The organism is Pseudomonas sp. LW8 (genome assembly GCF_041956865.1).
Classification (GTDB): Bacteria; Pseudomonadota; Gammaproteobacteria; order Pseudomonadales; family Pseudomonadaceae; genus Aquipseudomonas; species Aquipseudomonas siliginis.
Genome location: NZ_CP168138.1, coordinates 116026 through 140034 on the forward strand (window position 1 = coordinate 116026; position 24009 = coordinate 140034).

The window sequence follows — 24009 nt, forward strand, 5'->3', positions numbered from 1 at the left end:
CAAGGAGTGTGCATGGCGGGTCCCGGATTGAAAGTGCTGATGGCCGTGAGCGCCATGGCGTTGCTCACCGCTTGCGGCGACAAGAAGCCTGCTGAGGAATACTTGCCACGGGTCTTTGTGCAAGAGGTCGAGCCGGCCAACTACGCCGCAGCGGTGACCCTCACCGGTGATGTGCAGGCGCGGGTGCAGACCCAGCTGTCATTTCGCGTCGGCGGCAAGATCATCCAGCGCATGGTCGATGTCGGCGACCGCGTCACGGCCAAGCAGGTGCTGGCCAAACTCGATCCGAAGGATCTGCAGACCAACGTCGATTCCGCTCAGGCCCAGGTCGTCGCCGAACAGGCCCGCGTTAAGCAAACGGCGGCCGCTTTCGTGCGTCAGCAAAAACTCCTGCCCAAGGGCTACACCAGCCAGAGCGAATACGATTCGGCACAAGCCGCGCTGCGCAGCAGTCAGAGCGCATTGAGCGCGGCGCAGGCGCAACTGGCGAACGCCAAGGACCAGCTCAGCTACACCGCGCTGATCGCCGATGCACCCGGGGTGATCACCGAGCGCCAGGCCGAAGTCGGCCAGGTGGTGCAGGCCACCGCGCCGATTTTCAGCCTCGCCCGCGATGGCGACCGCGACGCGGTATTCAATGTCTACGAATCGCTGCTGGCCGAGCGTCCGTCCGATCGTTCGATCGTGGTCAGCCTGCTCGACGATCCCGCGATCAAGACCACCGGCACCGTGCGTGAGATCACGCCATCGGTGTCTGCGCAATCGGGCACCGTGCAGGTCAAGGTCAGCCTCGACAAACTGCCGCCGGGCATGCAGCTCGGTTCGGTGGTCAGTGCCACCGCCAAGGGCACCGGCAAATCGGCGGTGGAACTGCCTTGGTCAGCGCTGACAAAAAACGTCAGCGACCCGGCGGTATGGCTGGTCGATGACAAGGGTGAAGCGCAGTTGCATACGGTCACAGTCGGCCGTTATCTGACCGGCAAAGTGATCATCAGCGAAGGACTCAAGGGCGGCGAGAAAGTCATTGTCGCCGGCGGCCAGTTGCTGCACCCCGGCATGAAAGTCGAGATTGCCGAAAACACCTACAAGGATCTGCAACCGGGAGCGCAGCCATGAAGCGCCTCGGCCTGTTGTGCATGGCGTTGCTGCTGGGCGCCTGCTCGGAAAAGGAAACCCCGCCGGAACCGGTACGTCCGGTGCTGTCGGTCACGGTCAAAGCGCTCAACGAAGAAAGCCTCGGACGCTTTGCCGGCAGCATTCAGGCGCGTTACGAGAGCAACACCGGTTTCCGCGTCGGTGGACGCATCGCCAGCCGCAACGTCGATGTCGGCGCCGAGGTGCAGAAGGGCACCTTGCTCGCCACCCTCGATCCGTCCGACCAGCAGAACCAGTTGCGCTCGGCCCAGGGCGATCTGGCGAGAATCCAGGCGCAACTGATCAACGCCCAGGCCAATGCACGTCGTCAGCAAGCGCTGTTCGATCGCGGCGTCGGTGCGCAGGCGCAACTGGACGTCGCCAACACCGATCTGAAAACCACTCAGGCCTCGCTCGATCAGGCACGCGCGGCGGTCAGCCAGAGCAAGGATCAACTGAGCTACACCGAGCTGCGCTCCGATCACAAAGCCGTGGTCACCGCGTGGAACGCCGAAGCCGGGCAAGTGGTAACTGCCGGCCAACAGGTGGTGACGCTGGCGCAACCGGACATCAAGGAAGCGGTGATCGATCTGCCCGATACGCTGGTCGATCAGTTGCCCAGCGACGTGGTGTTCTCGGTGGCCGCGCAACTCGACCCGAGCATCAACACCACGGCGATCATCCGCGAGATCGAACCCCAGGCGCAAAGCGCCACGCGCACCCGCCGCGCGCGCCTGACCCTGTCGGATACGCCGGACGGTTTCCGCCTCGGCACCGCGATCAGCGTGACCCTCAGCTCGGCGATCAAGCCGCGCATCGAACTGCCGGTGACGGCGTTGCAGGAAGCCGACGGCAAAACCCGGATCTGGGTGATCGACACGCAGAACAAAACCGTCAACCCGCGCGACGTCAGCGTGGTCAGCCGTGGCGACAACAGCGTGGTGCTGGCCGGCGGTGTGCAAAACGGCGAGCGCGTGGTCAGCGCCGGCGTCAACAGTCTCAAACCCGGACAATCGGTAAAACTTGACGAGGACAGTCAATGAAAGGCTCTTTCAACCTCTCCGAATGGGCCTTGAAGCACCAGTCATTCGTCTGGTACCTGATGTTCGTCGGGCTGCTGATGGGGGTGTTCTCCTACTTCAATCTCGGCCGCGAAGAAGACCCGTCATTCACCATCAAGACCATGGTGATCCAGACCAAATGGCCGGGCGCGACCCAGGAAGAAACCCTCAAGCAGGTCACCGACCGCATCGAGAAAAAACTCGAAGAGCTCGATTCCCTCGATTACGTGAAAAGCTACACCCGCCCCGGCGAATCGACGGTGTACGTGTACCTGCGCGACACCACCAGCGCTGAGGACATTCCGCAAATCTGGTACCAGGTGCGCAAGAAGATCGACGATATTCGCGGCCAGTTTCCCCAGGGCATTCAGGGGCCGGGGTTCAACGATGAGTTCGGTGACGTGTACGGCTCGGTCTACGCCTTCACCGCCGACGGCCTGACCATGCGCCAGTTGCGCGATTACGTGGAACAGGCGCGGGCCGAGATCCGCAACGTGCCGGGGCTGGGCAAGATCGAAATGGTCGGCCAGCAGGACGAAACGATTTACCTGAATTTCTCCACGCGCAAACTTGCCGCGTTAGGTATCGACCAGCGCCAGGTGGTGCAGAGCCTGCAATCGCAGAACGCGGTGACTCCGGCCGGGGTGATCGAGGCGGGGCCGGAGCGGATTTCCGTGCGCACCTCGGGCCAGTTCGAGTCGGAGAAAGATCTGGCCGAGGTCAATCTCAAGCTCAACGATCGCTTCTATCGTCTGGCCGACATCGCCGAGATCAGCCGTGGCTACGTCGACCCGGCGACACCGGAATTCCGCTTCGACGGCAAACCGGCGATCGGCCTGGCGATTGCCATGCAGAAGGGCGGCAACGTTCAGGAGTTCGGTAAAGCGCTGCATGAACGCATCGACCAGCTCACCGCAGATTTGCCGGTCGGCGTCGGCGTGCACACCGTTTCCGATCAGGCGGTGGTGGTGGAAGAGGCCGTCGGCGGTTTCACCAGCGCGCTGTTCGAAGCGGTCATCATCGTGCTGGTGGTGAGCTTCATCAGCCTCGGCGTGCGCGCCGGTCTGGTGGTGGCCTGCTCGATTCCGCTGGTGCTGGCCATGGTCTTCGTGTTCATGGAATACAGCGGCATCACCATGCAGCGGATTTCCCTCGGCGCGCTGATCATTGCCCTCGGTCTGCTGGTGGACGACGCGATGATCACCGTGGAAATGATGGTTACGCGCCTGGAAATGGGCGAGAGCAAGGAGCAGGCGGCGACGTTCGCCTACACCTCGACGGCATTCCCGATGCTCACCGGTACGCTGGTGACCGTCGCCGGTTTCGTGCCCATTGGTCTCAACGCCAGTTCGGCGGGTGAATATACGTTCACGCTGTTTGCGGTGATTGCCGTGGCGATGATCGTCTCGTGGGTGGTGGCGGTGTTCTTCGCACCAGTGATTGGCGTGCACATCCTCAGCGACAAGGTGAAGGCCCACGATGCCGAGCCGGGTCGCGTCGGTCGCGCCTTCAACGGTGGTCTGTTGTGGGCCATGCGCAATCGTTGGTGGGCGATCGGCGTCACCGTGCTGTTGTTCGTGCTGGCGGTGTTCTGCATGCGTTTCGTGCAGAACCAGTTCTTCCCCGCTTCCGACCGCCCGGAAATTCTGGTCGACCTGAACCTGCCGCAAAACGCCTCGATCGACGAAACCCGCAAGGCGGTGGACAAGCTCGAAGCGACGCTCAAGGGCGACCCGGACATCGTGCGCTGGAGCACTTACATCGGTCAGGGGGCGATCCGTTTCTACCTGCCGCTGGACCAACAGTTGCAGAACCCGTACTACGCGCAACTGGTGATCGTCAGCAAGGATTTCGAAGCCCGCGAGGCACTCAGCCAGCGCTTGCGTGAGCGCCTGCACAAAGACTTCGTCGGCATCGGCAGCTACGTGCAGGCTCTGGAAATGGGCCCGCCGGTGGGGCGTCCGATTCAGTATCGAGTCAGCGGCAAAGACGTCGATCAGGTGCGCAAACACGCCATCGATCTGGCCACCGAACTGGACAAGAACCCGCACATCGGCGAGATCATTTACGACTGGAACGAGCCCGGCAAAGTCCTGCGCATCGACATCGCCCAAGACAAGGCGCGGCAACTGGGACTGTCGTCAGAAGATGTGGCCAACCTGATGAACAGCATTGTCAGCGGCTCACCGTTGACCCAGGTCGATGACGATATCTACCTGATCAACGTGGTCGGTCGCGCCGTGGATTCCGAGCGCGGTACCCCGGAAACCCTGCAGAACCTGCAGATCGTCACGCCGAGCGGCACCTCGATTCCGCTGCTGGCGTTCGCCACCGTGCGCTATGAACTGGAACAACCGCTGGTCTGGCGTCGCGACCGCTTGCCGACCATTACCATCAAGGCCTCGGTGCGCGACGAGATTCAGCCGACCGATCTGGTGAAACTGCTCAAGCCGTCGATCGATGCTTTTGCCTCGAAAATGCCGGTCGGCTACAAGGTCGCCACCGGTGGCACGGTCGAGGAAAGCGGCAAGGCCCAAGGGCCGATTGCCAAGGTGTTGCCGCTGATGCTGTTCCTCATGGCGACGTTCCTGATGATTCAGTTGCACAGCGTGCAGAAGATGTTCCTGGTCGCCAGTGTGGCGCCGCTGGGGTTGATAGGCGTGGTCCTGGCGCTGGTGCCGACCGGCACGCCGATGGGCTTCGTGGCGATCCTGGGGATTCTCGCGCTGATCGGCATCATCATCCGCAACTCGGTGATTCTGGTGACGCAGATCGATGAGTTCGAGCAGAAAGGCTATGCGCCGTGGGACGCGGTGGTCGAAGCCACCGAACACCGGCGCCGACCGATCCTGCTGACCGCAGCGGCAGCGAGCATGGGCATGATCCCGATCGCCCGCGAAGTTTTCTGGGGACCGATGGCCTACGCAATGATCGGCGGGATTGTCGTGGCGACGCTGCTGACGCTGCTGTTCCTGCCGGCGCTGTATGTGGCCTGGTACAAGATTCGCGAGCCTGAAAAAGAATCTTCCTGAAGCAAAAGCAAAAGATCGCAGCCTTCGGCAGCGCCTACAGGGAAACGCATTCCAACGTAGGAGCTGCCGAAGGCTGCGATCTTTTGATCTTCAATCAACTCGACGCCACACGCTCGCCAGCCACGGCTGCTGTTCGCGCGGCAAGCCCGCAGGCCGGTAATAATGCTCCAGCTCGACAAACCCCGCCGCCGTCAGCAACCCGCGCCAGGCCTCGAGATCGTGATACGAGCCGTAGCGCGGCCCGTTCCAGCCCTCTTGGTTGTCGCCACGCGGATTGGAACTGAACAGCACGCCACCCGGTTTCAAGGTGCCGTGCAGTTGCCGTAGCACTTGCGGCAACACCTGCAGCGGCACATGAAACAGCACGGCGTTGGCGAAAATGCCGTCGAAGCGCTCGGCCGGCAGATCAAGCTTGAGAAAGTCCTGCTGCCAGACTTCGCAACCGCTGTCCTCGCGGGCCATGCGCGCGAATTCCTGTGAGCCATCAAGGCCGATCGCGACGTGGCCCATGCGCGTGAAGGTTTGCAAATCCCGCCCCGGCCCGCAGCCGAAATCGAGAATCGTGAAAGGTGCTTCACCGTGAATGTGGCGCAGCAAGGCCTCGATGTTCTGGCTTACATCGTGGTCACGAGTGCCTTCACGGAAATCCTCGGCCACCGAGTTGTAGTGACCAAGGGTGGTGGCGGTGATCTGTTCGAGGTCGCTGGGCGTTTGCTTCATGATCGATGCTGTATTGGCGGCGTGAGGGCGGACTATAAGCCTTTTCACCGGCAAAAAAACGCCGCCTGCGCTGGGGCCAGTGCAGGCGGCAATGGGTGCCAGGCTTCAGTGCTGCTTCGCTCCCAGACAATCGATCGAGCGGTCCATCATCGCCTTGGCCATTTCCAGCAGATGCCAGACCGAAAACACCATGGCCCGATCCGCGCCCCCGAGCTGGTCACCGCATTGATGGACGGTCACCGAGGCGCAGCGCAGTAGATCGGCAACATACAGTTGGGCGTCCTCCAGCGTCACATCTTCGCTGATGCTGTAGACGCGTTTCTGTCCCGCCAACGTGACCTGATTGCCGGCCAGATGTGAGTCGACGGCGCGGCACAGTGCAGAGCGATCCTTGAGCAAATCCTCGGTGAACCGCTTGCTTGAGGTAAGGCTGAGTGGCGGATCGGCAAGATTTTTTTCCATGGGTAAACTCCTGACTTCAAGTGGGAGCCAACCATTTCGCGACTAAACGAGCAGGACGGCGGCTGCACGCGGATCAGTCGCCGGCCGGACAACTGAATCCAGTCACCGCAAAACAGTGACGACCGGAGATTAGCTACAGGATATTTCGGGTACAAGCGGGCAAAATATTCTAGGAATCGTCCTGCAAACCTCCGTGGTTCGGGCTGGCGAAACTACAAAAGTGGTGTAGGAAGCATCTGATTTTTGCGAAGGGCGTTGCCTAAGATATCGCGATCACAAGGGCCTGATTGATGGCCACCTGCCGCCATCGACCTTAGCGCTTATTCAGTCCTCGCGCCAGCCTGTCTGAATGACCGCATGGGTGCGCAAACCTGAATGCAACTGGTAGTTCTTACAGTATCGGGATGGAGAAAACTGGTTCAGTCTCAGCGTATAGACATCAGGGACTCGCGTAGCCGTGAATACCCGCCATGACACCACCACTCCGACCTTGTCGGTCATTGACCCGCGCGCACTGGTGGTTCGCAGCGTTGCCTATTGCCGACACCCGGATAAAGCCGACATCGAATCGCGCATCACCCGGCAGATCTTTGATGAGGCGGGGCGTCAGGTAGCGTCGTGGGATCCGCGTTTGTACGGCGTTGCGCCCAAGCCGAATCTGGCCACACTCTACGCATTGAGCGGTCAAGACTTACTCGCAGACAGCGTCGACGCCGGTTGGCAGGTGCGGCTGTTGAATGAAGCGGGCTCGATGTGTTCTGGCTGGGATGCGCGGGGCAGTCAGAGTCACCGCCAATACGACGATCTGCTGCGACCGCTAGCCCTCACCGAGCAGGCGCACGACGGGCAGCCTCGCGTGGTCGAGCGCTGGACCTATGCAAAAGCCACCGATGATCACGCACAGCACAACCAGTGCGGTCGACCAATCCGCCACGACGACCCGGCCGGCAATCGGCATTTCGATGGCTACGGCCTCGGTGGCGCAGTGGTGGTGGAGTCGCGACGCTTTTTGATCGAGCTCGAGACGCCTGACTGGCCGCTCGAACCCGACCGGCGGGATGACTATCTCGAGGAAACAACCTACGTCACCCGGCAGACTTTCACTCCAACCGGCGAGTTGCAGCATCACACCGACGCGGTAGGCAACCTTCGGACCCAGCATTACAACATCGCCGGGCAAGCTTGCGCGACCAGGCTGTTGCAGGCCGGCGAGGGCAGGCAGCCGAAGTGCCTGGTCAGCGCGATTCGCTACAACGCGCAGGGTCAGATCGAAAGCGAAACGGCCGGCAATGGCGTCATCGCCCGCGCCGAATACAGTCGCGATGACGGTCGGTTGCTGAGACTGCTCGCCAGTGTCGGCACGCATCCTCCGTTGCAGGATCTGAATTACGTCTACGATCCGGTGGGCAACGTCATCAGCCTGGAAGATAAAACCCAAGCCGTGTCCTGGCTCAACAATCAGCGCATCGATCCGGTCAGTCGGTATCGCTACGACAGCCTTTATCAACTGGTCGAGGCCAGCGGCTGGGAAGTCAGCCAGCCCAGTCATGGCCCGGCCTTGCCGGAGCTGCTGCCAACGCCGCTGGATCCTAATCAACGGCGCAACTACACGCAGAAATTCGACTACGACGCAGCGGGCAACCTGATCACTCGCCAGCATAGCGGTGCGCCGGGTTTTTCGATGTACACCTCCCATCGCAGCAACCGAAGCCTGACGCAGCGCGACGATGGTTCCTTGCCCGGAGAAGCGGAGATAGCGCTGGGATTTGATGCGGCGGGTAATCAGTTGGAGTTGCAACGTGGTCAGGCCATGTGCTGGAACGTACGCAATGAGTTGAGCCGGGTTGTGTTGCTGAAACGTCCGAATGAAAGCGATGACTACGAGTGTTATGGCTACGACGAGCCGGGCCATCGGTTGCGTAAAACGACTGTCAGCCAAGCGTCCGGTCAGAAGCTGACGGTAGAACTTCGTTATCTGCCGGGGCTTGAGATTCATCGCGAAGTCGATGGTGTCGAGCGACATGTCTTCAGTGTCGACACCGGGCGCAATCAGGTACGACTGCTGCACTGGCCAAGCGGGGTGGAAAGCGACCAACTGCGTTACAGCCTCAATGATCATCTTGGTTCCAGCACGCTGGAATTGGATGATGGTGCGGGGATTTTGACTCAGGAGCACTATTACCCGTTTGGTGGCACGGCGTGCTGGGCGGGTAAGAATTCATTGGCGGTGAAAAACAAAACGATTCGCTACTCAGGCAAAGAGCGGGATGCGACCGGTCTTTACTATTATGGATATCGTTATTACGCGCCGTGGTTACAACGCTGGACAAGTCCCGATCCTGGCCGAGATATCGATGGAATCAATCTTTACGCAATGCTAGGAAATAGTCCGCTGATTTTCGTTGATGAACAGGGGACGATCAGAGGTTTGAGTAGCGTTTTGAGCGGCGAAAGTGACGCGGAACATGCGCGCAGGGCCCATTTCAAATTGCATTTGCTCCCCAGCATCATGGCTAGAAAGGACACGGATAAGAGTTCTGCCATTGGCAAAATTAAAAAGCTGGCGCGCATCCAGAGCGATGTGGCTGCGGATGAATTGCTGGAAGCCGCTGTTGATGTCATATCCAGGGCGAAACTGACTTTCAATATCAATCCGGAAAGCATCCCTGATCTAGAAGGTGATGGCCTCATGAATATGTGGCATCAAGGGGTTAAACCGGGTTTTGCAACGGAGATCCGGGATGGTTTCGAAATGGGCATGTTTGACTATGCTCATTCCCCTTCCAGAATAATAAAAGAGTATGGCTCGCTAGATCATCCGAAATTCAATGGGGATTTCAGGCCTGTTTATGGGGCTTTGAAACTCTCTTCCGGTCTGGCCAGCGCGGGTGGCGCTTCAGCCTATGGGGCTGCTGCCTTCCATCTGAAAGATGAGTCACGTAAATATATGACGTTGACCGGAGTCGACAGCTTTGATCTGAAGCCTTCAATCAATAATCTGGCTTCATTTGGAAATCTGTATCCAGTGTTTCACCAAATGCAATCCAAAACGTGGCAAGTATTGACAAGGATTATGTCGGGTGTCGAAACGGGTCTGGCTTCGCCTGATGAGTATGTGGAGTGGCAATCTCATAACAGCGTGAAGTGGAAAGACATGACGAGTCTGATTTTTCAGACAAGAGAAAACATGGAAAACACGCTTGATCAGGGAAATACCCGGGCTTTTCTGAAAAAAAATTCGATTACTCCAGGTTATGTCGGGTGAACACTCACAGTAGCGCCACCAGTTCGCATCCGATGGTGGGCGCTGGCGTCCCAGCCATCGGAAGCAAAGAGTCTGCTTCACCGCTTGTTCAACCCCCGAGCCAACCGATCCCCACCTAACTGAATCACCGCCACCAGCGCCACTAGCAGGACGATCACCGTCAACATGATCTGGCTGTCGAAGCGCTGATAACCGTAGCGGTAAGCGATATCCCCCAGCCCACCAGCACCAATTGCCCCAGCCATGGCCGACGAATTGATCATCGTCACCAGCGTGATGGTGAAACCGCCGACAATCCCCGGCAGCGCCTCGGGCAGCAGCACATGCCAGACGATATGCCAGCGCCGGCAACCCATGGCCTGCGCGGCTTCGATCAGACCATGATCGACCTCGCGCAGACTCACTTCGGCGATCCGTGCGAAGAAGGGCGTTGCGGCGATTGTCAGCGGCACCACAGCGGCCCACACGCCATAGGTGGTGCCGACGATCAGGCGGGTGAACGGAATCAGCGCAACCATCAGAATCAGGAACGGGATCGAGCGGAACAGATTGACGAAGGCGCCCAGCGCACGGTTCAACAGCGGCGCCTCATAGATCCCGCCCTTGTCACTGGTGACCAGAATCACCGCCATGGGAATCCCCGCCAGCAGCGCGATCAGCGACGACACGCCGACCATCAGGAAAGTGTCGATAAAACCCTGCAGCAAGCGATCAAACCACATAGCCCAATACCTCCACTCGTTGCGCCCATTGCCCGGCGCGTTCGCGCAATTGCCCGGCGCTGAACGCCGAGCCGCTGACGGCCAGCAACAGCTGCCCCAGTGCGTGACCCTGAATCCTTTCCACGCCGCCCTGAAGCAGCTTCACTTGGCCACCCAACGCCGCAAACAACGCGGCCAGATCCGGCTCATCAGCGGCACTGCCGGTGAACTGCAAACGCAACACCACCGCTGCATCAGAAGCCGTGGATTGCGCCTGCAAACGGCTTTGCAATTCTTCCGGCAAGGCGTGTTGCAGCGGCGCGAGCAAGGTCTGGCTGACCTCGTGCTGCGGATTGCCGAACACTTGCCACACCGGGCCTTGCTCGACCGCATGGCCATGCTCAAGCACGACGACGCGATCGCAGATGTCGCGGATCACTGCCATTTCGTGAGTGATCAGCACAATGGTCAGGCCGAGGCGTTTGTTGATCTCGCGCAACAGTCCGAGGATAGACTGAGTGGTCTCCGGATCGAGTGCCGATGTCGCTTCATCGCAGAGCAGAATGTCCGGGTCATGCACCAGCGCGCGGGCGATGCCGACACGCTGCTTCTGCCCGCCGGAGAGTTGTGCCGGGTAGGCCTTGTGCTTGCTTTGCAGGCCGACCAGTTCGAGCAGTTCGCGCACCTTGTTGTCGCGCTGTTCCTTCGGCACGCCGGCGACTTTCAGTGGCAACTCGACGTTCTGCCAGACGGTCTTGGCCGACATCAGATTGAAGTGCTGGAAGATCATGCCGATACGCCGGCGCAGAGCGACGAGACGGTCTTCATCGAACTCGCCGATATCGACCTGATCGATCAGCACGCGTCCTGAAGTCGGCTGTTCCAGGCGATTGATCGTGCGGATCAGCGACGACTTGCCGGCGCCGCTGCGGCCGATGATGCCGAACACTTCACCACGCTGAATCGCCAGGTCGATGCCCTGCAAGGCCGCGACCGGTCCTTGCCGGCCGTTGTAGGTTTTGCCCACGCCAATAAAGCGTACGTGGGCGCGATTCAACTCGGGGTGCAGCTCGGTTTTTTCAGCATTGTGTGGCTCTGGAAGCTCCAGTCGCCGTTGGATCGCTGCGGTCATGTTCAGCTTTCCCAGCCGGCCTGATAGAGCTTGCCGTGGGCCTTGTCCAGTGCCGCGCGAACGGCCGGCGAATGCTGATAGATGTCGACGAACTTGATCAGGCGCGGGTCGGTTTTGCTCTTCGGCTGGATGACGAACTGGATCACGTATTCCTTGTGATCGAGACCGTCGAACAGCAGTGCCGAGCCGGCATCGAAGGTCTTCGCCAAGCGGATATAGGCTGGATAACCCTGGACCAGATCGGCGTCGTCATACGCGCGCACCAGTTGCACGGCTTCGACCTGAAGGATCCTGATCTTCTTCGGATTGGCGACGATGTCGTCTTCGGTGGCTTTGTAGCCGACGCCCGGTTTCAGGGTGATCAACCCGGCCTTGGCGAGCAATTGCAAACCGCGTCCGCTGTTGATCGGGTCGTTGGCGATGGCGACGCTGGCGCCTTCGGGCAGCTCATCGAAGCTTTTGTATCGCTTCGAATACAGACCGACGTTGTTAATGATCCCAGGAGCGAATGGCACCAGATCGAAGCCGGACGCGGCTTTGGCGTTTTCCAGGAACGGAATGTGCTGGAAGTAATTCACATCGATGTCGCCAGCGGCGAGGCTGACGTTGGGCGCGATCCAGTCGGTGAATTCCACCAGCTCGACTTTCAGGCCTTGTTTGGAAGCTTCCTCGACGGCGGCTTCCAGCGGGATGGCAAAAGCGGCGGTGGTGCCGATTTTCAGCGGCGCATCCGCAGCGAATACCGCCGAGCTGAACAGGCCGAAGGCCAGAGCCAGTGCTTTGACTGGGTGGGACAGGGTTTTCTTGGTCATGATGAGTTTTCCAGTCAGTGCATAAGATTTGTGGTGCCTGTTGTGGCCTCATCGCTGGCAAGCCAGCTCCCACAGGTTTTGTGTGCGCCGCAGACCCTTGTGGGAGCTGGCTTGCCAGCGATGCTTTTAGCGTCGGTACGAAGAGCCGGCATGTTGCTCAGGCAACTGCGCCTCACCGTGAAACAACTTCTCGCGTAAGGTCCCGCCCTCATACGCAGTCTTGTACGAGCCGCGCCGCTGCAGCTCGGGAATCACCAGTTCGATGAAATCGACATAGCTTTCCGGGGTGACGATGCGGGTCAGGTTGAAGCCGTCCAGACCGGTCTCGGCGATCCACGATTCGAGTTCATCCGCCACCTGCTCGGGCGAGCCGACCACGGTGATGTAACGACCACCGAGGGCGTGCTGGTCGAGCAATTTGCGCCGGGTCCAGTCGTTGTTCTGCAGGTTTTTCGTCGCCGACTGAATCGCGTTGCTCTTCACGTACTGGATCGGCTCGTCGATGTCGTACTGGGCAAAGTCGATGCCGGTGGACGCGGAAAAATGCGCCACGCCGGCCTCGGCGCTGGCGTAGCTCTGATACTCGGCATGCTTGGCCCACGCCGCTTCTTCGGTGGCGCCGACGATCACATTGAGGCCCATGAACACCTTGATGTCTTGAGGATTGCGCCCGGCTTCGACCGCGCTGGCACGGACCTTGTCGACCTGCACTTTGGTCGATGGTTTGTTCTGGCCGCTGATGAATACGCACTCGGCATGACGCCCGGCGAAGAGCAAGCCGCGATCGGAGCTGCCGGCTTGGAACAATACCGGCGTGCGCTGCGGTGACGGCTCGCAGAGGTGATAACCCTCGACCTGATAGAACTCGCCCTTGTGCTCGACCTTGTGCACTTTTTCCGGATTGGCGTAGATACGCTCCTCGCGGTCGTTGAGCACCGCGCCGTTCTCCCAACTGCCTTCCCAGAGCTTGTACAACACCTGCAGATACTCTTCGGCCTGGTCGTAGCGGCGGTCATGTTCGACCTGTTCGCGCAGGCCCATGGCTTTGGCGGCGCTGTCCAGATAACCGGTGACGATGTTCCAGCCGACCCGGCCGCGACTCAAATGATCGAGCGTCGACATGCGTCGGGCGAACAGATATGGCGGCTCGTAAGTGAGATTGGCGGTCAGGCCGAAGCCGAGGTTTCTGGTGACGGCTGTCATCGCTGAAACCAGTAGCAGCGGATCGTTGACCGGCAACTGGATCGACTCTTTCAGCGTGACGTCCACCGAGTTCTGGTAGACGTCGTAGACGCCGACGATGTCAGCGATGAACAAACCATCGAACAATCCACGCTCAAGCAACTGCGCCAGTTCGGTCCAGTATTCGATCGTGTTGTAGCGGGTCGAAGTGTCGCGCGGATGCGTCCACATGCCGTGATTGATATGGCCGACGCAGTTCATGTTGAACGCATTGAGCAGGATCTTCTTTTTCGCGGCGGCCATTAGATGGTCCCCCGCAGCGGCGGCTTTTCATCGTTGAGGTAATAATTGCCTACCGCGTGATACTTCCAGCGCACCGGGTCATGCAGCGTGTGTACGCGCGCGTTGCGCCAGTGGCGGTCGAGGCCGTGTTCGCTGAGGGTCGCCTGGCTGCCAGCCAGTTCGAACAAGGTGCTGCCAGCGGCGAGGGAAATTTCCGTGCTGATCGCCCGCGCTTCGGCAACCGCGATCGATGCGGCGGCTACGGTTTCGGCGTTGGTTTCGGCTTGCGCGGCATCGAGGATTTCGCCGGCACGTTCGAGCAAGGCTTCGGTGGCGTGCAACCGAATGCTCAAGTGGCCGAAGCTCTTCAATGTGAGTGGATCTTCGGTGGCCTTGTCGTTGCCGGAATCGATCCACGGACGGGTCTTGCTGCGCACGAAATGCAAGGCATCTTCGAAAGCGGCGCGGGCGATGCCGGTGTCGATGGCGGCGTGGAGAATCTGCGCCAGCGGGCCGACCGTGGTCGGGCGCTCGAAAGCGCTCTGGAACGGCAGCACATCTTCGGCCGCTACATAGACATCTTCGAACACCACCGAGCCGCTGCCAGTGGTGCGCTGGCCGAAGCCGCTCCAGTCGTCGATCACCGTCAGGCCCTTGCTCTCGCGCGGGACGAAGGCCAGTTGCTGTACGCCGTTTTCATCGACCACCGACGTCGGAATGCGCTGCGCGTAAATCGCCCCGGTCGAGTAGAACTTGCGACCGTTGATGCGATAACCAGCGCCGTCGCGTTCGAGGCTGGTGACGCGGTCGTGAGCGGTTTTGGTGCCCAGTTCTGCCAGCGCATTGCCGAAGCGTTGACCGGCGAGGACCTCGGCGTAAAGACGTTGTTTCTGTTCATCGCTGCCATTCACGCGCAGCACTTCCAGTGCGTAGAAATGGTTCTGCGGAATTTGCCCGAGTGAACCGTCGGCCTGCGCAATCAGGGCGATGACTTTGGCCAGGGTGACGTTGGAAACACCTGCGCCGCCATATTCCTTCGGCACGCTGATGCCCCACAGGCCGGAGCGGGAAAACACTTCCAGTTCTGCCAATGGCAGGCGGCGTTCGCGGTCGCGCAGGGCGCTGTCGCGTTTGAAATCTTCGGCCAGGTCGCTGGCGACGATCAGGGCTTGCTCATCGCTGGTGATGAGCGCGACGTGATGGGAAAGCGTCATAGGGGGTTCTCCAGATGACTGGTCGTCTCAGATCCAGGAATGGCGAGCCGGCAAAGTGCCGTTCAGGCGATAGGCGCCGACTGCGTGATATTTCCAGCGCACCGGGTCGTGCAGGGTGTGCACGCGGGCGTTGCGCCAGTGGCGGTCGAGGTTGAATTCGGCGAGGGTCGCGCGGCTGCCGGCCAGTTCGAAGAGCTTTTCGCTGGCCAGCAGCGAGATCTCGGTGGTCAGTACTTTTGCTTCAGCCACGGCGATCGAAGCGCGAGCAGCGGACTCAGCAGTGAGTGGCGCCGCGTGAACCTGATCAAGCACTTGTCCGGCCTTGCGCAGCAGCGCTTCGGCGGCGTGCAGTTCGATTTTCAGTTTGCCGATATCGGCGATCACGTAGAGGTCATCGCTGGCGCGCTCGACCTTGGCGTCGATCCATGGCCGCGCGCGGCTTTTGACGAAGTCGATGGCGTCGTCGATAGCACCGCGTGCGATGCCGGCGTCGATGGCCGCTTGAATCAGCTGCGACACTGCCCCTTGGGTGTTCGGCTTGTCGTTGATCTTCCAGTTGTCGATGACCAGGCTCGACTCGACGCGCACGTTGTTCAGCAGGATCGTGCCGCTGGCGGTGGTGCGCTGGCCGAAACCCGACCAGTCATCGACGATGCGCAAACCTGGCGTGCCGCGACGGACGAAGGCCAGCACTTGCTTGCCGTCATCGTTGAGCGCTTTCACCGCGACCCAGTGGGCGAACAGGGCGCCGGTGGAGTAGAACTTCTGGCCGTTGATCACGTAGTCGTCGCCATCTGCACTGATTCGCGCCTTCAGTTCCAAGGTATTTTTCGTGCCGCGTTCCGGGCCGGCATTGCCGATGCGCCAACCTTCCAGAACACTCTGGAACAGCTGCTTTTTCTGCGCTTGGGTAGCGGTGCCGAGCACCAGATGGATGATGCCGAACTGGTTTTGCGGAATCTGTCCGAGCGCCGGGTCGGCGGCAGAAATGATCGCGAATACTTCAGCCAATGTGACGAAGGAAACCTGCGGGCCACCGTATTCGCGCGGGATGGCAATGCTGCCCAGACCGCTGCGGGTGAACTGTTCGATTTCCGACCATGGCAGCTTGCGCTGACGGTCGCGTTTGGCCGCCTGCACGCGGGCGGCCTGCGCCAGCTCGTGGGCGGCCTTGATGGCTTGAGCGTCGTTGCGCAGTACTTGCGCGGGCAACAACAGTGGGGCGATGTCCAGATCGGACTGCAGATTCGCATCTGCCAGACTGGACATCAGTGCCGCTCCCTGGCTGCACGCAATGCCCTGGCGATCTGCACTGGGGTGATTGTGTTCCGGACCATACCTACCTCACATTTCATGAAAAACGCCGCGAAGGGCGGCGATTGAAAGAATGTCCGGTGGTCCGGTGCATATACCCTAAGCGTGTATAAAAATTAAATAAACTAACTTTTAGGAATATACATATAAGGGTGGAATGTTCGTGTTGGTTAACGAGGTTCAGGTGAGAGATAACTGACCTCCCACCCCTGAGCAGGTCTCACTTGGTACGTGATTCAGCAGCCTTGAATTCGGGCTTCAGCGGGACTTTCACGTACGGATTCACGCAACCGATTTTCAACGTGCGCGGCGGTGCCCAGCGCGAGTTGTTACCGACCCGGTCGAGGATGCAGTACGTCACGTCCAGTCGCAGGTCTTCGCCCGCTTCGACAATGACCGCCGGTGGCACCCAGACCTGAATCGGCAGCCCGACGTCGGCCGCAGTGAGCGCCGCCAGATCCATGCGCACATCGCCCCAGCGCAATGTGATGGCGTCGTCTTCGGCCATGTTCAGATAAGGCTCGATAGTCAGCGGCACGCCGCGTTTGATCTGGCTGGGGTTGACGCCCTGGCGGCGAATCGCTTCGGGGATGATCACCGGTGCCAGTTGCTGGTTTTCATCTTCGCAGTGCGCAGCGGGCTGGCCACCCGGGCAATCGAGTTTGACCTGTATCCGCGTCGTTGCCGAAAGCGCGGGGCCCTGGCCGACCTGCATCACGCGGTAGTGAATGCGCGCGGTGCCATTGGCAATGAAACTCTCCGGCACCCGCAGGCTGACCGACTCGCCCACATCGGCCGCGCTGAGGACTTTCGAAGCGACATAACATTTGTTCCAGAACAGTTCGATCAGATCGCCATCGTCCATGCCGCAGTAGGGCGGCACGTCGATGAGCAGGTGAGCTGCCGTTGCCAGGTTGATGCCGGTTTTTTGTGCGCATGCCAGCGTTGGCGCTGCAAGTTCGGGTGTGTGCGAAGTGCGGGTCATCGGTTTCTCTCCTTGAAGTCTTGCAGCGAAATCCGTTTCTGGAAAACAAAAAAGGCGCGAATCAACTGGCAATAAAAGCGACAAGTATTTGCTCGGTATTAGTGCGGGTTGTTTGAACTAATGGGCGCCGGTTGCCGACTAGATAAAAGTCTGCGGAGAGGGGTGTCAATAGAGGGGATTAGTTAATGCGTAAATTACAAGTTAATCAGAAAGCTCCTACGTCATCGAGGCACTAAGCCTAGGCGTAAGCGCGAAATCAGCTACAGATAAACAGCGGTTTCGCGGCGTTTTGTGCGGGTTCGTTCACCGGCAAACGTGTGGAAATATGACGAGTCGAGAACGTGCGTCATCGTTGCGCAATGTATATCTGCGCGCACAAGTAATAAATATTTAGAAGAATGAAATGCCGGGGGAGGGATAACTTCCGTCCGTGGAAGTTGAGGGCTGTGGCAGAGAAAGTTCTCAGGCGTGATTCAGAAACTTGCTGAGAAACTGTTTGGTGCGTTCTTCTTTCGGGTTGGCAAACAGTGCCTTGGCTTCACCTTGTTCAACAATTACGCCCTTGTCGAAAAACACCACGCGATTGGCCACGTCACGGGCAAAACCCATTTCATGGGTGACAATCACCATGGTGCGATTTTCTTCGGCAAGACCGCGGATGGTCGCCAGCACTTCGCCGACCAGTTCCGGGTCGAGGGCGGAGGTCGGTTCGTCGAACAGAATGACTTCCGGCTCCATCGCCAGCGCCCGGGCGATTGCCACGCGCTGTTGCTGGCCACCGGAAAGCCGGCGCGGATACGCGTCCTCCTTGCCGGCAAGCCCCACTTTGGTCAGCAGCTTTTTACCCAGAGCAACTGCCTGGTCGCGCGGCATCTTCTTGACCACGATCGGGCCTTCGATGACGTTTTCCAAAGCGGTGCGATGGGGGAACAGGTTGAAGTTCTGGAACACGAAGCCGACGTGCTGGCGCAGGTTGCGCACCAGACTTTGCTGCTGGTTCAGCGGACGGCTGGTATCGATTTCGATATCGCCGACCTTGATCCGGCCGCTGGTGGGTTCTTCGAGGAAATTCAGGCAGCGCAGGAACGTCGTTTTCCCCGAACCACTGGGACCGATGATCGCGACGACTTCGCCTTCCTTTACCTCAAGGTCGATGCCGTTGAGCACGACCTGTCCCTTGAATTGCTTGGTCAGTTTTTCCACGACAATCATCGCGTCAGGACTCCTGGTCGTGCCGATTGACCCGCTCTTCCAACTTGTTCTGCAAGTGCGAAAGCACCGTGGCCAGAATCCAGTAGATCAGCGCGGCGGCAAGATACATGGTGAAGACTTCAAAAGTCCGGGCGGTAATCAGCTGCGCCTGACGGAACAGCTCCGGCACCTGAATGGTCGCGGCCAGCGCCGTGTCCTTGACCAGCGAAATGAAGCTGTTGCCCAGCGGCGGCAATGCCGTGCGCATCGCTTGCGGCAGGATGGCCCGGCGCAGGGTCTGCGCGCGGGTCATGCCGATACTCGCAGCGGCTTCCCACTGACCGCGTTCGATCGAACCGATCGCGGCACGGAGGATTTCACAGGCGTAGGCGGCCATGTTCAGCGAGAAACCGATCAGCGCTGCTGGCAGCGGATCAAGCTCCATGCCCAGTTGCGGCAAGCCGTAATAGATCACGAACAGCTGCACCAGCAACGGCGTGCCGCGAAAGAACGACACGTAGATGCGGGCCAGCCAGCTGACCGATTTGAAGCGCGACAGGCGCATCAGCGCGAGGCCGAAGCCCAGCAGCAGACCGAAGAACATCCCGCCGAGGCTGAGGACTACCGTGTAGTACGCGCCCTTCAACAGAAAGGGCGCGGAATCCAGCGCGAGTTGGAAAGCCTCTTCCATTATTTAGTGACGTCTGCGTTGAAGTATTTCTTCGACAGTTTCTCAAGAGTGCCGTCAGCACGCAGTTCGTCGAGCGCCTTGTTCACCGCAGCCAGCAGTTCAGGCTCGCCTTTGCGCAGGGCGATACCGGATTCCTGACGCGAGAAGGCCTCACCGGCAGCTACGGTTTTCGGGGCTTTCTTGGCGTATTCGAGGGCAGCCAGACGGTCGATCAGGATGGCATCGGTACGACCGTTGTTGAGGTCGGCGAATTTGGTCGGATCATCATCGTATGTGCGCACGTCAGCACCCGGCACGTTGGCGCGAACCCACTGCTCGTAGTTGGTGCCCAGGCCGACACCGACTTTCTTGCCGGACAGGTCAGCGGCGGTCTTGATGTTCAGCGCCGACTCTTTGCTTTTCAGCACGAGGGCCTGGATGCCGGAGACGGTGTAGGGTTCGGAGAAGTCGTACTTCTTCTTGCGCTCGTCGGAGATGGTCACTTGGTTGACCACCAGATCCAGACGCTTGGATTCGAGTGCGGCGAGGATGCCATCCCATTTGGTCGGCTGAATCTTGGCCTTGACGCCGAGCTTTTGCGCCAGCGCTTCGGACAGCTCCACTTCAAAACCCGACAGCTTGCCGTTCTCGTCGACGTAGCTGAACGGTGGGTAAGTGCCTTCCAGGCCGACGTTCAGAACGCCCTTGTCCTTGATCTGTTGCAACTGCTCACCGGCCACTGCCTGACCGATCAGGCCGGCGCTGAGCGCAAGACCCAGCGAACCGACCAGCAGAGTGCGACGTAGTGCGGAAAAATTCATGACAAGCCCCTGTGTTTTCTTATGGAAGACGCTTAAGGAATGTAGGCAAATTGGTGATCTGGACGACAGCGCTATCCTGCCTTAAAGCAGCTTAAGCGTCTCGCCCGAAATTCGCCTGCGGCGAGACTATAAGATGTCTGTTTTAGACTTGAAAATACTTAATACTAAAATTGTTATTCATTTCAGGAATATGCGTGACTGCTTGAAGATCGCAGCCTTCGGCAGCTGCTGCAGGTGATCTCATGTAGATACTCTGTTCACGGTCAAGCTTTTTGGGTGTGTTTATCGCTAAAAAGCTTGGCTGTACTGAAGTCTTCGCCTGCCCGCATGCAGGCCCATAGTCCGGTCAGGTATTTGCGCATGACTGCGACGATAGCCTGCATCTTCCTCTTTCCTCGAGCCACCAAGGCTTCGTAAAACGCTTTAACGTTCGGGTCGCAACGTATGGCGGTCAGCGCAGGCATGTACATCGCTGATCGCAAATAGGCATTGCCGCCCTTACTTATCCGGCCGGGTTTATCAATGCTGGTGCCTGATTGCGTGAGTCGGACATCGAGTCCGGCATGGCGGCTGACCTGCGCTGACTTGAGCGTTACCGGTAAGGTCGTCAGTTCAGCCAGCGCCGCAAATACTGAGATCTCACCCATGCCAGGGGCGGCGATCATGTGGGCGAACTGGGCGCTCAACGTTGGGCAGTTGTCGATCAATGCACGACCCGCTAGTCGGAAACGCTCGATTCGTTTGTCAAAGGCGTTGATGGCTTCTTCTTCGTCTTCAATCAGCATCAGAAGAGTTGTTTGAGTGGCTTTTAGTGCATGCAGCTCGTTTTTGGCGCGGGTGCGATGACCCGTCAAACGATTGATGTGGCGACCGATAGCGCGTAGCTCAAGCTGTATTGAAGTGGGCGGCGTCCACAACCTTGGGCTCATGCGTTCGCCGTACTCAGCTAATAACTGGGCATCGATTGCGTCCGTTTTGCTGTTTTTCAGCATCAGCTTTGCAAAGTTGTGAAAACTCTTCGGATTGATAACCGAGACTGGCAAACCCGCCGCAGCGAGCTCCATGGCCAAGTCCAGGTAGTAGATTCCGGTGGCTTCCATCACCACAGATATAGGCTTGAGCTCAAGTAACTTGCCGACAGCAGCTTTGCGCCCCGCCGGTGTCTGGTCGATATTGCACTGACCTGCAAAACGGCCGCCATTGCGCCAGCCCATCGCTGTAGTGCGAGATCCCACATCCAAACCGACGTGCATGTTCATGCTTTCAACTCCAAGAGAACTGAGTTAAAAATGCTTCCTGGTTCCCCTGACCTCGAACTTCATGCCACTGCAACCTTGTAATGCGAAGTCCGACTCGTCGGCTTCTCGATACTCTTCGTGGTGGGCAATGAGGCGGGGGGACCTCTCTACATACAAGGTCAGGAGCAAGTCCTGCCTTAAGGAGCGATCGGTCTCCCCCAGAAACACATCTTCGTATGTCGCACCAGCGAGCTTAGATCTCATTCATGCTGGTGTGTGGGGAACATACAAGGAGCTGCCGAAGGCTGCGATTTCTTGATCTGCTCTTACAGAAAATCCTTGTAGGCAAACAACGCTGGCGCGCCCCCGGTGTGCAGGAAGATGACCGGGCCGTCATCGAATCGCTGCCGGCCAATCCCGTCTAACAGGCCGGCCATGGCCTTGCCGGTGTACACCGGGTCAAGCAACAGACCTTCCTGAGCCGCTAACAGTTTCACCGCCGCCAAAGTCCCGGCATTCGGTTCGCCATAACGTGGGCCGAAATATTCGTCCCACAGCTCGACCTTGAAGCTGGCCGGCAACTCGACGCCCAGCAGCTCTGCCGTGCGTTCGGCCAACCCCTGCACCTTCGGGCGCTGATCTTCTTCACTGCGCGAAACGGTCACGCCAATCACCGGCAGTTGCGGCAGCGCCTCACTCAGCGCCAGTCCGAGGCCGCTGTGAGTACCGGCGCTGCCCGAAGCCAGCAGCACTGCGGCGAAATCGAGGCCGCTGTCTTTGATCTGCTCAGCCAGCTCCAGCCCGGCGCGCACATAACCCAGAGCACCAAGGGCGTTGGAGCCGCCGATCGGCACCAGATACGGCTTCTTGCCGTTGCTGCGCAGGCGCACGGCGAGGGCGGCCAGTTGTTCGTCGGCATTGTCGAGGTTGTCGACCAGCTCGACTTTGGTGTCGAAAAGATCCAGCAGTAAGCGGTTGCCGTTGCCGGTGTAATTTCCGTCATCAGTGCCGAGCGGGTTTTCCAGCAGCGCCACACAACCGAGGCCGAGTTTCGCGGCCAGCGCGGCGGTCTGGCGCACGTGGTTCGATTGCAACGCACCGGCCGTGATCAGCGTGTCAGCACCTTGCGCGAGCGCGTCGGCGGCCAGGTATTCGAGTTTGCGCAGCTTGTTGCCGCCCATCGCCAGCGGCGTCAGGTCATCGCGCTTGATGTACACCTCGCGACCAAGCCAAGTGGACAGGCGTTCGAGTTTTTCCAGCGGCGTGGGGTGGCTCAGCAGTTCGAGACGGGGGAAGCGTTGCAGCTGTTGTTTGATCATGAGTCCGTACTGGCGCAGAAGAATGAAAGGACTATAGGCACGCGATTTTGCCCGGGCAACCGCCAATCGCTTATAGCCAAATGGACTGAGGCCAGCACTATCGGTTCTTAATTCGTCGGCAAAGGCATGCCGTAAAGTAGGCGCCGTTGACGCGGCCAGACAGTCCGGCCGCCCGTGAGGAGTCTTTACCGTGAGCGAGCGTTCCAGCCATTGGCAATTGCAGACCATCGTCAGCCAGCTGCGCAGCGCGCGGGATCAGTGGCGCGCACAGAATGGCCGGGCTTCAGGGGAGCAGGGCGGCCGCGAATTGCCATCGCGAGCGGCGATGGCGGAAATCCTCGAGGCGCTGTGTGGCGCGCTGTTCCCGATGCGTCTGGGGCCGGTCGATCTGCGTGAAGAAAGTGAAGACTTCTACGTCGGCCACACGCTTGATGTAGCGCTCAATGCATTGCTGGCGCAGACGCGCCTGGAGCTGCGTTACGTTGCCCGCCACAGCGCGCAGGACGACAGTGAAGTCGAGACCCGCGCCATTCAGATCGTGCAGGATTTTGCCCTCGCATTGCCGGGTTTGCGCACGCTGCTCGACACCGACGTGCTGGCGGCCTACCACGGCGACCCGGCGGCGCGCAGCGTTGATGAAGTGCTGCTGTGCTATCCGGGCATTCTTGCGGTGATTCACCATCGCCTGGCGCACCATTTATACCGTGCCGGACTGCCACTGCTGGCGCGGATCAGCGCGGAAATCGCGCACTCGGCGACGGGCATCGATATCCACCCGGGCGCGCAGATCGGCCGCAGTTTCTTTATCGATCACGGCACAGGCGTAGTGATTGGCGAAACCGCGATCATTGGCGAACGGGTGCGCATTTATCAGGCGGTGACTTTGGGTGCCAAGCGCTTTCCGGCGGATGAGGACGGCCAGTTGCAGAAGGGCCACCCGCGCCACCCGATCGTTGAGGATGACGTTGTGATTTATGCCGGGGCGACGATTCTCGGACGGATCACCATCGGCAAGGGCTCGACCATTGGCGGCAACGTCTGGCTGACGCGCAGTGTGCCGGCGGGGGCGAATCTGACGCAGGCAAATCTGCAGCATGATGACGGGACGCAGAAGTAGGCCGTGGAATCCTTTTCCCCTCACCAGCCCTCTCCCGGAGGGAGAGGGGGCCGACCGAGGTGTTTTGCGTCATACATCGACCTGAAATACCGGGTCGATTATGGATTCGGCACGGTTTCCACAGGTTGGCGCACATTCTGAACATCCCCCAATCAGTCCCCTCTCCCTCTGGGAGAGGGTTAGGGTGAGGGGCTTTTGATTCTTGCTTGGCGCAGTGAACGAATCTCACAAAACCCGCGTCATAAACCTCCTCGGGCGCTGTAGGAAACCTACCGCCCAGCCCTGCGATTAGTCCTTACCGCCCCATTCATGTTTAACTTGAACGTTCATTCAAGTTAAACCGGTGGTTCGCTGCCC

Annotated in this window: 19 protein-coding genes; 5 read left to right on the forward strand and 14 right to left on the reverse strand. The window is 59.5% G+C overall.

What is annotated here, in order from left to right; genetic code table 11:
• Positions 1-12 precede the first annotated feature (12 nt).
• The 3 genes from AB9L16_RS00735 to AB9L16_RS00745 are packed head-to-tail and all read left to right on the forward strand — an operon-like array spanning position 13 to position 5227.
• Entirely contained in the window at positions 13-1116 is a 1104-nt protein-coding gene (locus AB9L16_RS00735) for an efflux RND transporter periplasmic adaptor subunit (protein ID WP_150637886.1), read from the forward strand.
• The gene (locus tag AB9L16_RS00740) at positions 1113-2177 is read left to right on the forward strand and encodes an efflux RND transporter periplasmic adaptor subunit (protein WP_041477460.1); all 1065 of its coding nucleotides are present in this window, start codon (positions 1113-1115) and stop codon (positions 2175-2177) included. Before AB9L16_RS00735 ends, AB9L16_RS00740 begins: the two co-directional genes overlap by 4 nt.
• The gene (locus AB9L16_RS00745; protein WP_375122973.1) at positions 2174-5227 is read left to right on the forward strand and encodes an efflux RND transporter permease subunit; all 3054 of its coding nucleotides are present in this window, start codon (positions 2174-2176) and stop codon (positions 5225-5227) included. The genes AB9L16_RS00740 and AB9L16_RS00745 overlap by 4 nt, the downstream gene beginning before the upstream one ends.
• Positions 5228-5317: 90 nt before the next feature.
• Here the strand turns inward: AB9L16_RS00745 and AB9L16_RS00750 are convergent, their stop codons facing one another.
• Positions 5318-5947 carry a bifunctional 2-polyprenyl-6-hydroxyphenol methylase/3-demethylubiquinol 3-O-methyltransferase UbiG gene (locus AB9L16_RS00750; RefSeq protein ID WP_056787053.1) on the reverse strand — a complete coding sequence of 210 codons (630 nt, stop codon included), beginning with the start codon at positions 5945-5947 and terminating at the stop codon, positions 5318-5320.
• A 105-nt stretch (positions 5948-6052) separates the two neighbouring features.
• Positions 6053-6409, reverse strand: coding sequence for a DUF6124 family protein (locus tag AB9L16_RS00755; protein ID WP_041477463.1), 357 nt, complete (start codon positions 6407-6409; stop codon positions 6053-6055).
• 457 nt (positions 6410-6866) lie between these two features.
• Between AB9L16_RS00755 and AB9L16_RS00760 the strand changes: the two genes are divergently transcribed.
• Positions 6867-9674 carry an RHS repeat domain-containing protein gene (locus AB9L16_RS00760; protein WP_375122974.1) on the forward strand — a complete coding sequence of 936 codons (2808 nt, stop codon included), beginning with the start codon at positions 6867-6869 and terminating at the stop codon, positions 9672-9674.
• 77 nt (positions 9675-9751) lie between these two features.
• Here AB9L16_RS00760 and AB9L16_RS00765 read toward each other — a convergent pair whose 3' ends face one another.
• The 12 genes from AB9L16_RS00765 to AB9L16_RS00820 all read right to left on the reverse strand — a co-directional run bounded on the left by AB9L16_RS00765 (position 9752) and on the right by AB9L16_RS00820 (position 22535).
• Positions 9752-10396 (reverse strand): methionine ABC transporter permease, encoded by a 645-nt coding sequence (locus tag AB9L16_RS00765; protein ID WP_016772208.1) that lies wholly within the window; start codon positions 10394-10396, stop codon positions 9752-9754.
• A complete protein-coding gene (locus AB9L16_RS00770; protein ID WP_252879230.1) occupies positions 10386-11507 on the reverse strand; it encodes a methionine ABC transporter ATP-binding protein in 1122 nt (373 codons plus the stop codon). Before AB9L16_RS00770 ends, AB9L16_RS00765 begins: the two co-directional genes overlap by 11 nt.
• Positions 11508-11509: 2 nt before the next feature.
• A complete protein-coding gene (locus AB9L16_RS00775; protein WP_375122975.1) occupies positions 11510-12319 on the reverse strand; it encodes a MetQ/NlpA family ABC transporter substrate-binding protein in 810 nt (269 codons plus the stop codon).
• Positions 12320-12445: 126 nt separating this feature from the next.
• Positions 12446-13804, reverse strand: a complete 1359-nt coding sequence (locus AB9L16_RS00780) for an LLM class flavin-dependent oxidoreductase (RefSeq protein ID WP_375122976.1) — start codon at positions 13802-13804, stop codon at positions 12446-12448.
• Positions 13804-14997, reverse strand: coding sequence for an SfnB family sulfur acquisition oxidoreductase (locus AB9L16_RS00785; protein WP_375122977.1), 1194 nt, complete (start codon positions 14995-14997; stop codon positions 13804-13806). The genes AB9L16_RS00780 and AB9L16_RS00785 overlap by 1 nt, the downstream gene beginning before the upstream one ends.
• 27 nt (positions 14998-15024) lie before the next feature.
• The gene (locus AB9L16_RS00790; protein WP_150637903.1) at positions 15025-16266 is read right to left on the reverse strand and encodes an SfnB family sulfur acquisition oxidoreductase; all 1242 of its coding nucleotides are present in this window, start codon (positions 16264-16266) and stop codon (positions 15025-15027) included.
• 265 nt (positions 16267-16531) lie between these two features.
• Positions 16532-17296: a hypothetical protein gene (locus AB9L16_RS00795; RefSeq protein WP_236168232.1), complete on the reverse strand. Its 765-nt coding sequence runs from the start codon at positions 17294-17296 to the stop codon at positions 16532-16534.
• Between the two features lie 462 nt (positions 17297-17758).
• On the reverse strand, positions 17759-18508 hold the full coding sequence (tcyN, locus tag AB9L16_RS00800) for an L-cystine ABC transporter ATP-binding protein TcyN (RefSeq protein ID WP_076565047.1): 750 nt from the start codon (positions 18506-18508) through the stop codon (positions 17759-17761).
• Between the two features lie 4 nt (positions 18509-18512).
• Positions 18513-19178: a cystine ABC transporter permease gene (gene tcyL / locus AB9L16_RS00805; RefSeq protein WP_016772200.1), complete on the reverse strand. Its 666-nt coding sequence runs from the start codon at positions 19176-19178 to the stop codon at positions 18513-18515.
• Positions 19178-19978, reverse strand: coding sequence for a cystine ABC transporter substrate-binding protein (gene tcyJ / locus AB9L16_RS00810; RefSeq protein ID WP_016772199.1), 801 nt, complete (start codon positions 19976-19978; stop codon positions 19178-19180). The genes tcyL and tcyJ overlap by 1 nt, the downstream gene beginning before the upstream one ends.
• 263 nt (positions 19979-20241) lie before the next feature.
• The gene (locus AB9L16_RS00815) at positions 20242-21237 is read right to left on the reverse strand and encodes an IS110 family transposase (RefSeq protein WP_150638880.1); all 996 of its coding nucleotides are present in this window, start codon (positions 21235-21237) and stop codon (positions 20242-20244) included.
• A gap of 305 nt (positions 21238-21542) precedes the next feature.
• The gene (locus AB9L16_RS00820; RefSeq protein ID WP_252879233.1) at positions 21543-22535 is read right to left on the reverse strand and encodes a D-cysteine desulfhydrase; all 993 of its coding nucleotides are present in this window, start codon (positions 22533-22535) and stop codon (positions 21543-21545) included.
• 190 nt (positions 22536-22725) lie between these two features.
• Between AB9L16_RS00820 and epsC the strand changes: the two genes are divergently transcribed.
• Positions 22726-23652, forward strand: coding sequence for a serine O-acetyltransferase EpsC (epsC, locus tag AB9L16_RS00825; RefSeq protein WP_024011175.1), 927 nt, complete (start codon positions 22726-22728; stop codon positions 23650-23652).
• The last annotated feature ends 357 nt before the right edge of the window (positions 23653-24009 follow it).